Origin of the sequence: Pedobacter sp. SL55 (genome assembly GCF_026625705.1) — a bacterium.
Taxonomy (GTDB): domain Bacteria; phylum Bacteroidota; class Bacteroidia; order Sphingobacteriales; family Sphingobacteriaceae; genus Pedobacter.
In genome coordinates this window covers 1,828,532-1,841,095 of the sequence record NZ_CP113059.1, presented here as the reverse complement: position 1 = coordinate 1,841,095, position 12,564 = coordinate 1,828,532, and the positions used below count along the sequence as shown (strand labels likewise).

Genomic DNA, 12,564 nt, shown 5'->3' with positions numbered 1-12,564 from the left:
AAATCATGAGCTTAATTGAAGCATTAAACTGGCGTTATGCCACTAAAAAAATGAACGGCCAGGCTGTTCCAAAAGAAAAAGTAGACCAAATTTTAGAAGCTGCTCGTTTGGCACCTTCATCGTCTGGCTTACAACCTTTTAAAGTAATTGTAGTTACAGACCCTGCCTTAAAACAAGAATTATTGCCTCATTCTTTCGGTCAATCTCAAATTGTAGATGCATCTCACGTTTTGGTTTTTGCCGCTTGGGACAATTATACCGAAGAACGCATAGACGAAGTATTTAACCGTACCAATGCCGAGCGTGGCGTACCCGCAGAAGCTACTGCAGATTACGTAACTCGCTTAAAAAGCATGTATATACCTCGCGAAGCGCAAGTTAATTTCGAGCATGCAGCCCGTCAGGCTTATATTTCTTTTGGCCTTGCTATTGCCGAAGCCGCCTTGTTAAAAGTAGATGCTACCCCAATGGAAGGTTTCGACAATGCGAAATATGATGAAATCTTAAATTTAGCTGATCAAGGTTTAAAAAGCGTTACCGTTTTACCTTTAGGTTACCGCGATGAGGCTAACGACTGGTTAGTAGGCTTAAAAAAAGTACGTTCATCAAAAGAGAACTTCATTATCCAGAAATAGTTTTTCACAGCAGATATTGCAGATAAATAGCTCCGATTTTCACAGCTTAAATTTGTGCCAGTCTACAGCTAAATCGGCAATATCTGCTTTTTTTTCTTAGAACAGCGAACTCATCACAATTATGACCCGATAGTCCTGCTGTACATTACAACTCCTCCCCTCGCTTCACTCGTGTGCGGGGTTTCCATTTCCATCAGGTGTAGCTAACAAAAGCTCCTGCAACTAGCTAGCTCTTTCTTGGCAAATCCTTCAATCCGTCAGCTAAAGCAGACGGCAATGAAACGGCATCATCCACTGCCTTTAGATTTTGATATTTATCGATTTAAAAAACTAAAGCAGAAGCCTATGAAATGGTTTTAAATATCAAGCCAATTACAATTTAACACTATCCTATTAAGATTCATTGCCGTCAGGCTTTAGCCGACGGATAAAAAACAAAACAAATTTGGCTTTAGTCAAAACTCGCCATTAGCCAAAGTAGAGAGTTATTAATTTTTGTTACATTGCTAATGTAAAATTTTGTTAAACTTTAGATACAATTCCCCGTCCTTAACCAATAAACCATATATTTAGCCTTTTACCCGTCATTGCGAGGCACGAAGCAATCTCAGCACAGTATCGATTGGTATTTATTTTTGCTCCGCACCCTGCAAAGACGCAGAACTTGTATAAAAAATGAAATTCACGAAAATCCTTGTACTGCTTTTGTGCTTTGCGCTTACATCGGCCTATGCCCAACAAGATAGTGTTTCCCTAAACAATATTCTTACTAAAACCAAACGCTTATCAGAAGAGCAGCCGCTAGAAAAGGTATATCTACATTTCGATAAACCTTACTATGCCGTAGCCGATACCGTTTGGTTTAAAGCCTACGTAACTACACAGAACAACATCCCATCGCCATTAAGCAAAATTGTTTATGTAGAAATGTACAACGCAGTAGATTCTTTGGTGCAAACAGTAAAACTACCTGTAAAAAATAGCGTGGCTTATGGCAATATGCCTTTACCCATGAACACCTTTAAACAAGGTAATTACTACATTAGAGCGTACACCCTATGGATGTTGAATTTCGATCCAGATTATTTCTTTTCTAAGAACATACTCGTTGGCGAAGCTATAGACAAACAACTCATAACAAATGTAAATCTCACGAACGCACCAGCAGATAAAGCCATAAAAACTACTGCTCGTATCCAGTTTAAAGACATCAACAAAAAACCTTTAGCCAACAAAACCGTTAACTGGCGGGTGTTTCATAACTATGATGTATTTGCAAGAGGCAAAGGCACAACCGATGCCAATGGCTATTTGACCATTACAGTGACCAGTAAAGCTGGAGATCCCATCAAAAAAGGAACTTTGGTAGCTGATGTGAATATTGCTGATAAAGAGTTGGCGAGTGCAAGTTTCAACATCAGACAGGGCGAAAATGATATCGACTTCCAAGTTTTTCCAGAAGGTGGCCAATTAATTGCTGGCATACCTAACCAAGTTGGCTTTAAGGCAGTTAAAGCAAATGGATTGGGGGCCGATGTAAAAGGCAGTATTGTTGATGAGCAAAACACCGAGATTGTAACCTTTACCTCTTCTTTTGCTGGCATTGGCAGTTTCTTTATCTCGCCCGAAGCAGGTAAAAACTACAAGTTAAAATACACAGTTGGTGGGGTTTCAAAAACTGTAGATTTACCTAAAGCAGTAGAAGGCATTACCTTACAGGCAACCAACCCCGCAGCAGCAGATTTCATTAACCTGCGAATTTTAGCGAGCACAACATTTTTTGAAGCAAATAAAGAAAAGAGCTTTTATCTGGTTGGACAAAACAGCAATGTGGTAGCTTACGCGGCTCAATTACAATTAAAAAATCAAGTAATTACAGCTAAAATTCCAAAAGAGAACTTCCCTTCTGGTATTGCACAACTTACTTTATTTGATGAAAAAAGCGAACCAATTAGCGAGCGCTTAGTATTTGTTTTACATAAAGATGCGATGAACTTAGCCCTAAAAGCAGATTTGTCAACTTATAAACCTCGTCAAAAAGTAAAACTTACTTTAGATGCAAAAGGCAAAGGCCAACCCATAGCTGGCAATTTCTCTGTCACTGTTACGGATGAAACCAAAGTGCCAGTAGATGAAAATACGGAAACCACAATTTTAAGTTCGCTATTACTTACTTCAGATTTGAAAGGTTACATAGAAAAACCTAACTATTATTTCAACAAAACAGATGATAAGAAACTAGCGGATTTAGATCGATTGATGTTAACACAAGGTTACAGAAGATTTGCCTACAAAGAAATTTTAGCTGGACGTTATCCTAAAGTTTTCTTGCTACCAGAGCAAGGCATAACCATTTCGGGTACGTTAAGAGACCTCACCGGTATGCCTATAAGAAAAGGAGTAATGCGAATGATGGTAACGGGCAAACCTATCTCTAAAGAAATTACTACCAGTAACGTGGGCGTGTTTAGCTTTAAAGATTTGGTATTTCCCGATTCGTCTCAAGTAGTAATTACTGCACGTTCTAACCCTAACTATAACAACTTGATGATTATGCTAGATGGCACGCCAAGTGCATCGAAAGGATACAACGTACATGCGGCAGATGAAATTGAAAACATAGATACTGCTATGGCTTCGTATCTAAGCAACAGCCAAAAGCAATATCGTTTTATGCGTACGTTAAAAACTGTAGAAATTAGGGGAGCAGCGGTAAAGCGTCCCAGCCATTCAGATCATGCAGCTTTATCTGGCTTAAGCCAAATACCAGACAGGTTTATAGACGGCAAGAACTTGGAAGGCTGCAACATGCTGTTGGAATGTTTGAAAGTACAGGCGCCAAGTTTTACTTACGAGTTCAACGAACAAAAATTCTACATCACTAGAGATTATAACCAAGGTGGCCGTACTCCTGCCGCTATTTTCTTAAATGGGATGTTTGTTGACGCCAACGCCATTAATACCGTTGCCGCTAACGATGTAGAATCTATCGAGATTTTCTTGAACGACCCGCTTGGAACGGTAGACAGAATGTACAACACCCGTGGAGTAATTGTTATCAATACCAAGAAAATACCTAAAGGAGAAAAAATTTCTAAACAAGATTTCTTAGACATGATCCCTAAAAAATACGAAGTAAAATATTCGCCAATGGGTTATAGCAAAGAAAGGGAGTTTTATTCTCCAAAATATGCACCAAATGCACCTATTACTAGCAACGATTTAAGAACTACCATTTATTGGAACCCCAAATTAGTTACCGATGAAAAAGGGAACGTTAGTTTTGAGTTTAACAACGCCGATGGTAAAGGAACTTACAAAGCCGTGGTAGAAGGAATAGATAAAGATGGAAATGTAGGTAGAACCGTATTAAGGTATACGGTAAAGTAAGTTATTCCCAATTGCATCAAAATATAAAAAGGAAAAGCCAGCCACTTTTCCTTTTTATATTTTAGGGAACCATCAATTTAATACCCTTTTAATTCCTTTAACTAATTCATCAAAAAACTGATGACCTACTGCATTATTTTTAGCTTTCAGCATTTCTAATTCTAACTTTCTAGGATTATGCCTGATGTAAAAAACTACTCCATTAGTTAGCTTAATCTCTTTACCAACTGCTAAATCTTGCCTTAAAAACCCACTATCTTGTTTAAAGGAGTTTTGCAAAAAGACGCTCAGTTGCTTTTCTTTGTCATCGGGATATTGGGCTATTAACTCGAATCTGTCGGCAGTTTTGCTAACTTTTATAGAGGTTTCTTTTCTATTACAAGCCATCACTGTGATGAACATTGCTATATATAAAATTATTTTTTTCATATTTCAGCGATTAGTGGTTAGGAATTAGGTATTAACCTGGAGTTCGATAATTAAAGTGTGATTGGGTGGCGCTTAAACAGTCTATTACAATTTTTAACCACTCAGCCTTTCAGGCACCCCTCCAAAGGAGGGGAATTTTGGTCGCAGTTGCCTTCTTTGGAGGGGTGGTAGAAGACCGGGGTGTTGTAGGGCTACAAATATTAAATCTCAGGTTATTACTCTCATGCTGATTAAACAACCTAAAACCTATTCCCTAACACCTAATAACTATCCTCCAGTTCTACCTTTAATATCATCAATTGCAGTTTTTCTGTTTCTAGCCGATTTTACTTGCTGGTTGCCAAAAGCATAATTCAAACTAAAAGAGGCCCTGCGGCTCACGTAATAATTTTTGATGTACATATCTACGTTTTGATATTTCATTTGGCCCTCCCAATAATTGGTGGCCAACACATCATCTACGGCCAGGCGTAATTTTAGCTTGTTTTGCATTAATGTCTTTTGCACGCCAAAATTCAGTGCATATTGGGCAATGGTAGTTTCTTCTACGCCACGCACACTAGGCGAATCATACCAAAAGCTAACTTCGGCCCTAAAAGTTTTAGAAAAAGTAAAAGACTGAGAAGTATTAAAATTGAACGAAACCATAGCCTTTTGATAAGCCGCACCAACCAAGGTACCGTCTTGGTAATCTTGATACCTGGCCGAGAAGTTGTTTTGCATACTCCAAATTTTATTGATTTTTAGCGGCACATACAAATTGGCATTGTACAAATCGGCTTTGCCAAAGTTCTGACGTTGTACTTCTATTTGCTTGGTGACATCGTTCTGTCTACTCACTTGCACCAACATACCTCTTACATTGGCATAATTTACCGATAGGGAGATTTCCTTAAAACTGTAGCCCAACTCGAAATTATCTGTGAATTGTGCATTGAGGTAAGGGTTACCGCTATCAATAGTATACGGATCCAAATACTGCACAAAAGGATTGAGCTGCTGGTAACTTGGCCTGTCTATCCTTCGTCCGTACGAATAGTTAAGACTGTGATTTTTTGCCAATTCTTGCTTAACAAACACCGTTGGAAACAAGGAAACGTAATCCCTATCTACCACTTTATTGCTGGTTACCGAATTACCTTTGCTATGTGTATGCTCTGCCCTTAAACCCAACTGCACTTGCCATTTTTTCCAGCTTTGCGAGAGGTTAGCATAAGCGGCATTGATATTTTCTTTATAGATAAATAAATTTGATCGGCCTAAAATATCTGTCCATTGCCCATTGTTTAACTGCTCAGAAACGAAATCGTTATTGGTATTTACAATGCTGCTTTTCAATCCCGATTCGAACTTCAAGGTCTTAGAAAATGGCCAAGAAAAATCTGTTTTTGCGGCAAATACATCAATTCGGGCATCTACAATGTTTCTCAAATTGGTACTGCTGGTTTGCACCTGTGCTGCATCCAGATAAAAGGCATCAAAGCTGTCATTTCTATCCAATGCGTAACCAGCATAATCAAAATCAAATGTAATGTTGGCATCTTGTTTGGCCAAATCGTGCTTTAAGTTAAAATTAGAAGTTAAACTGTTAAACTTAGCACCGTTTCCATTTGCCTGGTTAACATAACTTAATGTTTGCGTATTTTGCTGGCGCTCGTTAAGATTAGCTCGGCTCAATCCATTTTGCTGATTATCATTGGTTGTCACATCCAACATTAGCCCTATTACCGTTTTTTCCGAAACGTAATAATCTGCCCCAATTTTACCTGCATAGCCTGTTCCTTTTTGGTTGCGGGCAAAAGACTGATCAAAAGTTGTGGTGGTATTGCCAATGTTTGCGGTTCTGTCTAACAAAGTTTGGTTGTAGCCGGTACGGGTATTAAATGCGGCATTACCGAAAACATTCCATTTGTTTACGCGATGGTTCAAGTTTAGGTTTCCGCTATGGCGATACAAATCTGAAGGTCCATTTTTAGCAGTGCCCAAGCCAGTATTGGCCGACAAAGTACCGTTGGTACCAAAGCTTTTGTTTCGTTTAAGTTTAATATTGATGATCCCCGCATTTCCGGCGGCATCATATTTAGACGAAGGATTGGTAATAAGCTCTATGGTGGCCACCTGATCGCTGCTCATGTTACTAAGCACCGTAGTAATATCGGCTCCCGAAAGGAAATTCTGTTTTCCATCTACCATAATGGTAATGCCCGCTTTGTTATTCAATTTAATCTGCTCTGTTTGCCTATCTACGGTTACACCGGGTGCTTTTTCCAATAATTCTAACACCGAATTTCCTGTAGCGGTTATATTATTTTCTACATTTAACACGGTTTTATCCGCTTTGCGTTCTACAAAAGGTTTTTGTGCAACTATGCTAACTTCATTTAACTGCTTGCTGGTACTTTCCAATTTAATAGCGGGCAATAGCTGGTCAGTTCCGTTAAAATCAATCTTTGCCGATTGGTAATTTTTGTAGCCCACCATTTTAACACGCAAATGATATTGGCCTGCCGCAACTTGCGGAAATTGGAAAATACCATCCAAATTTGCGGATGCTTCTTTAACGTTTAAAGTATCGGCTAAATTGATCAGCTTTACTAAGCTGTACGGTAAAGCTTCGTTATTATCAGCCACTATTTTACCGCTGATGTTTCCTTTTTTTGGGCAAAGGATGTCCCCCACGCCAAAAGGCATGTTATTAACAGTAATATTTTTTTCATTGTGCTAGGTTATTTTTTTAGATGAAGCATACATGATGAGCACTTAGTTTGTACAGTCATTATAGCTTCGCATTTTTTGTTTTTTATTAAGACTTATGTTTGTTAGAAGAGGTTACAGCTAGCCCAATTTTCAACGCTTCCATCAACCTGCCTTTCACTTATTTTTTGGGCAATACAGTAGCAATCCTCATTTTTGAGGCTTAAAAATTTTATAAAAACTATTGGATTTATTTAGGTATCAGCCGTGTTGCAAGCAAGCCCAACTGATACCTAGCCACTAACTACTGGCCACTTTTCTTTTCTTCTGGATGTTCAAGGTCATACCTGCATTTTAATCCTTCTTCGGTCATGATAAACTCACGATATGCCCCAGTTTGGTCTACGTCATCTTCGCGGCACCAGTAATAGTAAAAGCTCCAATACCTGTCGTTATTTTTGTTAATCAACACACGGGCTCCTACCGGGATTTTTAAACTTAAATGTACATTTTGGCCACGCCATGCAGTATGCTGCTTTAGCCTAATTGCCGGATTAAAGATGAGCGCCGAGTCTCTTTGTAAAAACTTATACTCTATGTTTTGTGCATATTTCAAAGCAGTTTCAAAATTTTTACCTTGCGACTCGTAGGTAGCAACAACTGCACTTTTACCGTCGTGGCTTTTCACCACTTCAAAGCTTACCGTTCTTGGGTTTCTAAACATTCCATTGTCGAAATCTTCTACCACCATTCGCCTGCCCATGTTGGTTTCCTCCAGATGGTAACGTATACTGTCTTGCTTACTAAAAACCATGTTTTTGTCTACTTCAATTACGTAAGTTTGATAAGGTTTCAAATCTACCTGCTGTACCAGCTTGGCATCATCCTTAAATTCGCCCATAATTTTTGCGGTATAGTAGGCCGATGTTCCAGCGCCAATCATCCAAACAATTAACAAGCCAAACCAAACATACTTGCTAATCTCTATCCTGTTGTTAACTACCTTTAAAGCAAATAGTACCAAAGCCAAAATTGGGATAAAAAACGTTAGAAAAGCATTAAAAATCAATCCATCTCTAAATGAAGTATCAATTACATTTAGCGGAAAACTTTGGTAGGTATTTTCATCCCAAAAACCCACCAACATCCCTAACGAAACGATTAAGAAAATCATCATACCAAAACCGAAAACGATGAAACAAATGGCAATAGTTTTTCCAAAGAACTTAAAAATCCATTTAATTAAACTACCCACCATTTTAACACCCTGCGTAATCAAATTACCTGATTTTCTCATTGCAGGTGCCAGATGGTCATTGGCAGATTTCATATTGGCCTTTAGTGCAGCTAGCTCCTCATCAAAACTTTTTTTGTAGCCATACAAATTGGTTGCTTCGCCTTTCATCTCCATTCTTTCAGAGCGTGTTGCCGCTCTAGGAACTACAACCCACAAAATTAGGTACACTAAAATGCTAGATCCAGCTAAAAAAGTAAGTAACAAGAAAGCTAAACGTAACCAACGTGCCTCAACGTTAAGGTAATGCCCCAAACCCGCACAAACACCGGCAATTACGCCTTCATCTGTATCGCGATACAGTTTTTTTACGCCATTATAGCTGGCATAAAAATTTTCGGTTTTTACTTCTTCTTCCTCTTCGTTCAAAAAATCTTGTACGCTGCCCATTTGCGCAATTACGCTACGCACATCGGCAACATCAATTACCTGCTTTTGCGCTTTTTGCAAAATTTCGGCAAACATCTCGGCAATTCTGTTTTCTATATCCTTTACAATTTCAAAATCATCTGCTGTTTTAGCAAAATGCTGCTTAATCTCGTTAAGGTAAGCCATTAGTATCTCGTATGCTTCTTCCTCTATGTGGATGATTGAGTTTCCTATATTGATGATAATCGTCTTATTCATATCGATATTTTTTATCAGTAGCTGGGCCACTGCGTTAATTCTTATTTCTCTTCTGTTGTTGGTTTTGCTTGTTGTGACGTGGTAATAGCGTAAACAAGCTCACTCCACGTGGTGTCTAGTTGGCTTAAAATTTGGCGGCCCTCGGGTGTAAGCACATAATATTTACGTGGCGGCCCCGAGGTAGATTCTACCCAGTTGTAACTGAGTAGGCCATTGTTCTTTAATCGCGTAAGTAGCGGATACAAAGTACCCTCTACTACTAATAGTTTCGCTCGCTTCAATTCGGCGATGATATCTGACGCGTAAATCTCTCCGCGGGAGATGATTAAAAGCACACAATATTCGAGTATGCCCTTGCGCATTTGGGTTTGCGTATTCTCTGCTATCATAATACAAAGATATATGTTTAATAATGTACTATGCAATACATAGTACCTTGTAAAAATACAAAAACTTGATTATCAATTAAATAAAATTAAACTCATGCAAAGAATATATATTAATACTTTGTTATTTTAAATTGCTAAAATTAACTACATTTGAATACTATAATTAGCAAAAAAAATGTCTAGATTAGAAGATATCAAAAAAGTTTTAGGTAGTCCGAGTTACGAAAACGAATTTGGCTTAATTTATAATATGGATTGTTTAGAGGGATTATCAATTCTTAGTGAATCAGGGTTGAATATTGATGCCACTATTACAAGTCCGCCATATAACATAGGAAAGGAATATGAAAAAATAATGCCACTTAATGAGTATGTAAACTGGCTAGAAGAGGTTTTTAATTTAGTATTCAACATTACTAAGGAAGATGGTGCATTATTACTAAATGTCGGATATTTGGGCATACCGAATATTGGCAAAGCTGTACCGATAACTTACTTGATTTGGGATAAGATCAAATTTTATTTACAACAGGAGATAATATGGAATTATGGCGCTGGAGTAGCAGCTAAAAAGTTCTTATCCCCTAGAAACGAAAAAATATTATGGTACATTAAAAATCCTGAAGTATATACTTTTAATTTAGACAACATAAGAGATCCAGATGTAAAATATCCGAATCAGAAAAAAAATGGTGTTCTACGATGCAATACTTTAGGCAAAAATCCGAGTGATGTTTGGCAGATAGCAAAAGTTACTTCTGGCGCAAATCGTTCATCCCAAGAGAGAACCAATCATCCTGCACAATTTCCAGAAGATTTAATATCAAGAATGATTAAAGGGTTTACTAATCAACATGACTTAATACTTGATCCATATATGGGTTCTGGAACAACAGCTAGTACGGCAATGAAAAATAACAGACTATTCTTAGGTTTTGAAATTGACAGTAATTATCTAGAAACTATTTCTAACAGACTAAACAAAACATTAGTCGAGATCCAAGATAAAAAAAAATTGCTGACGTTGTTTTAAGGATATATTTGTAATAATTTGGTTCTTTTAGCGGCAGGAGTCAATCTAGCCTGTTGACCAGTTGCTGCATTTTGCGCAATCCAATCATTATGTTCCAAATATCCAAACCTAATTTTTCTTATTTTGGGATAAACTAGAGAGCCCTTTTCATCAAACTTTGCTTTAATTTCTATTCCATCTTCGTCCAAATCAAATTTTTCAATATTTACAGCTATGTAGTAACCATTTTTATTTTTAGTTCCAGAGTTAAAACTTGGTTGTGCATAGCTTCTATTAGCAAAAATATCTGTATTATGACTAGAAGTTTTTACTTCAATTGAAAAATCTGGATTAGGGAGATATTCAATATCCTTTTCATTTTTTGACTTTCCTATCCTAACATCATTACCGACTAGTGCGGCGAGGTTGTATGGAATTAATTCGTGCAATATATTTGACATAACTTGTGGCGAAGGGAAAATATCAATCCCTATTGACAATGGACCAATTTTAGATACAAAAATTTGCTCCCAAGATTTTAAAACAGCATCAACAATCTCCATCTTTTTTAAAGGATGATCTTCGATTAATTTGTTTGTTACTTTTAAATGACCCTCAGTCGGGACATTAAAATAAGGTGATCTCATCAAATAGTTCTTTTATTTCTATATCTAATGCTTTAGCAATTTTTTCAATATTTAATAACGTTATATTCTTTTCAGCTCTTTCAATCATACCGATGTAAGTTCTATGTAAGTTCGCATGAAATGAAAGTTGCTCTTGAGACCATCCCTTAGACTTTCTAAGCTCTTTAACTTTTTCTCCGAATTGGATTAAAATCCGTTTATTTAAATTCATTGCTAATAATAGTATGCTAAGTTAGCCAGAGTCTAATCATCCTTCAACAGACTATAGTTATCACTTCAAACTTTTTCAAACTGAAATTAGTCGAAAGATTAATTCTTTTTACAAAAACACTACTTATTTGGTAGATTAGCAGTTCTAAACACAGCAATGGCATTACAGTACAAAAAAATAGTTGTTAAAATAGGATCTAACGTAATTACACAAGCCAACGGTTTACCAGATAATGAGCGCATTGCCCATTTGGTAGATCAGCTTGCGGCAATAAAACAAAAAGGTATCGAAGTAATTTTAGTTTCTTCTGGAGCAGTAGCCTCTGGCCGTAGCTTAATTAAAGTTTCCGAGAAACAAGATGCAGTAGCCACCCGCCAGTTATTGGCTGCAATTGGGCAAGTTAAACTAATCCACACCTACTCAGGCTATTTCGAAAAGCATCAAATTAAATGTGCGCAAGTTTTAGTAACCAAAGAAGATTTTAGAGACCGTGTACACTACCTAAACATGAAAAACTGTATGCAAATTTTGTTGCAAAACAATGTAATTCCGGTGGTTAATGAAAATGATGTGGTTTCGGTTACAGAACTAATGTTTACCGACAACGATGAACTTGCCGGATTAATTGCAGCCATGATGAATGCCGATGCTTTGTTTATCCTTTCTAATGTTAACGGAATTTACGATGGCGACCCTAAACTTGAAAGCTCAAAAGTAATTGAGAAAGTAACGGGAACGCTAACCGACTTGAGCAATTTTGTGAGTACCGGCAAATCGGAATTTGGCCGAGGCGGTATGATTACCAAATCTACCATCGCCCAAAAAACAGCCAAACTGGGCATCAACGTACATATTACCAATGGTAAAAACGACAATGTACTTATCAATTTGTTAGCAGGAAAAACTGTTCATACCCATTTTGTTGCCGACAAGATTAAATCTGGCCAAAAGAAATGGATTGCCCATGCAGAAACTGCGGCAACAGGCATAGTGCAATTAAATGAGGGTGCAAAACAGGTGCTTACGTCTGGCAAAGCCACCAGTTTATTGCCCATTGGCATCATCGCTATTAAAGCCGATTTTTTAAAAGGAGATATCATTAAAATTTTGGATGAAAATGAAAAATTAATTGGTTTGGGTATTGCCAAATATGGTTCTGATAAAGCCAAAGAACGCATTGGCCAAAAAAACCAAAAACCGCTGGTACATTACGATTATTTTTACGCCATATAGTCC

Annotated in this window: 10 protein-coding genes; 4 read left to right on the top strand and 6 right to left on the bottom strand. The window is 37.5% G+C overall.

The annotated features are described in order from the left end of the window. The first annotated feature begins 5 nt into the window (after positions 1-5). Entirely contained in the window at positions 6-635 is a 630-nt protein-coding gene (locus OVA16_RS08345) for an NAD(P)H-dependent oxidoreductase (RefSeq protein WP_267764824.1), read from the top strand. Between the two features lie 675 nt (positions 636-1,310). Next, positions 1,311-4,025: an Ig-like domain-containing protein gene (locus OVA16_RS08340; RefSeq protein WP_267764823.1), complete on the top strand. Its 2,715-nt coding sequence runs from the start codon at positions 1,311-1,313 to the stop codon at positions 4,023-4,025. Between the two features lie 72 nt (positions 4,026-4,097). Here the strand turns inward: OVA16_RS08340 and OVA16_RS08335 are convergent, their stop codons facing one another. From OVA16_RS08335 to OVA16_RS08320, 4 genes are all read right to left on the bottom strand, one after another. Then, on the bottom strand, positions 4,098-4,454 hold the full coding sequence (locus OVA16_RS08335; protein ID WP_267764822.1) for a hypothetical protein: 357 nt from the start codon (positions 4,452-4,454) through the stop codon (positions 4,098-4,100). A gap of 267 nt (positions 4,455-4,721) precedes the next feature. Continuing rightward, the gene (locus OVA16_RS08330; protein WP_267764821.1) at positions 4,722-7,145 is read right to left on the bottom strand and encodes a TonB-dependent receptor domain-containing protein; all 2,424 of its coding nucleotides are present in this window, start codon (positions 7,143-7,145) and stop codon (positions 4,722-4,724) included. A gap of 307 nt (positions 7,146-7,452) precedes the next feature. Beyond that, positions 7,453-9,069 carry a PspC domain-containing protein gene (locus tag OVA16_RS08325; RefSeq protein WP_267764819.1) on the bottom strand — a complete coding sequence of 539 codons (1,617 nt, stop codon included), beginning with the start codon at positions 9,067-9,069 and terminating at the stop codon, positions 7,453-7,455. Positions 9,070-9,110: 41 nt separating this feature from the next. Continuing rightward, positions 9,111-9,458, bottom strand: a complete 348-nt coding sequence (locus OVA16_RS08320; protein ID WP_267764817.1) for a PadR family transcriptional regulator — start codon at positions 9,456-9,458, stop codon at positions 9,111-9,113. Between the two features lie 175 nt (positions 9,459-9,633). On the opposite strand from OVA16_RS08320, the gene OVA16_RS08315 reads away from it, so the two are divergent. Beyond that, entirely contained in the window at positions 9,634-10,491 is an 858-nt protein-coding gene (locus OVA16_RS08315) for a DNA-methyltransferase (protein ID WP_267764816.1), read from the top strand. On the opposite strand, the gene OVA16_RS08310 is transcribed toward OVA16_RS08315, so the two are convergent. Both OVA16_RS08310 and OVA16_RS08305 read right to left on the bottom strand, forming a co-directional pair. Further along, on the bottom strand, positions 10,488-11,117 hold the full coding sequence (locus OVA16_RS08310; RefSeq protein WP_267764814.1) for a ScaI family restriction endonuclease: 630 nt from the start codon (positions 11,115-11,117) through the stop codon (positions 10,488-10,490). The two genes, OVA16_RS08315 and OVA16_RS08310, sit on opposite strands and share 4 nt — an antisense overlap. Beyond that, a complete protein-coding gene (locus OVA16_RS08305) occupies positions 11,098-11,328 on the bottom strand; it encodes a helix-turn-helix domain-containing protein (protein WP_267764812.1) in 231 nt (76 codons plus the stop codon). Before OVA16_RS08305 ends, OVA16_RS08310 begins: the two co-directional genes overlap by 20 nt. A gap of 156 nt (positions 11,329-11,484) precedes the next feature. Here OVA16_RS08305 and proB point away from each other — a divergent pair, with 156 nt between their 5' ends. Beyond that, positions 11,485-12,561 (top strand): glutamate 5-kinase, encoded by a 1,077-nt coding sequence (proB, locus tag OVA16_RS08300; RefSeq protein WP_267764809.1) that lies wholly within the window; start codon positions 11,485-11,487, stop codon positions 12,559-12,561. The last annotated feature ends 3 nt before the right edge of the window (positions 12,562-12,564 follow it).

What these genes read in the sequence shown, in the direction of transcription:
- OVA16_RS08345 (WP_267764824.1), top strand. Translation starts at nt 6, where the DNA reads ATGAGCTTAATTGAAGCATTAAACTGGCGTTATGCCACTAAAAAAATG.
- OVA16_RS08340 (WP_267764823.1), top strand. Translation starts at nt 1,311, where the DNA reads ATGAAATTCACGAAAATCCTTGTACTGCTTTTGTGCTTTGCGCTTACA.
- OVA16_RS08335 (WP_267764822.1), bottom strand. Translation starts at nt 4,454, where the DNA reads ATGAAAAAAATAATTTTATATATAGCAATGTTCATCACAGTGATGGCT.
- OVA16_RS08330 (WP_267764821.1), bottom strand. Translation starts at nt 7,145, where the DNA reads ATGCCTTTTGGCGTGGGGGACATCCTTTGCCCAAAAAAAGGAAACATC.
- OVA16_RS08325 (WP_267764819.1), bottom strand. Translation starts at nt 9,069, where the DNA reads ATGAATAAGACGATTATCATCAATATAGGAAACTCAATCATCCACATA.
- OVA16_RS08320 (WP_267764817.1), bottom strand. Translation starts at nt 9,458, where the DNA reads ATGATAGCAGAGAATACGCAAACCCAAATGCGCAAGGGCATACTCGAA.
- OVA16_RS08315 (WP_267764816.1), top strand. Translation starts at nt 9,634, where the DNA reads ATGTCTAGATTAGAAGATATCAAAAAAGTTTTAGGTAGTCCGAGTTAC.
- OVA16_RS08310 (WP_267764814.1), bottom strand. Translation starts at nt 11,117, where the DNA reads ATGAGATCACCTTATTTTAATGTCCCGACTGAGGGTCATTTAAAAGTA.
- OVA16_RS08305 (WP_267764812.1), bottom strand. Translation starts at nt 11,328, where the DNA reads ATGAATTTAAATAAACGGATTTTAATCCAATTCGGAGAAAAAGTTAAA.
- proB (WP_267764809.1), top strand. Translation starts at nt 11,485, where the DNA reads ATGGCATTACAGTACAAAAAAATAGTTGTTAAAATAGGATCTAACGTA.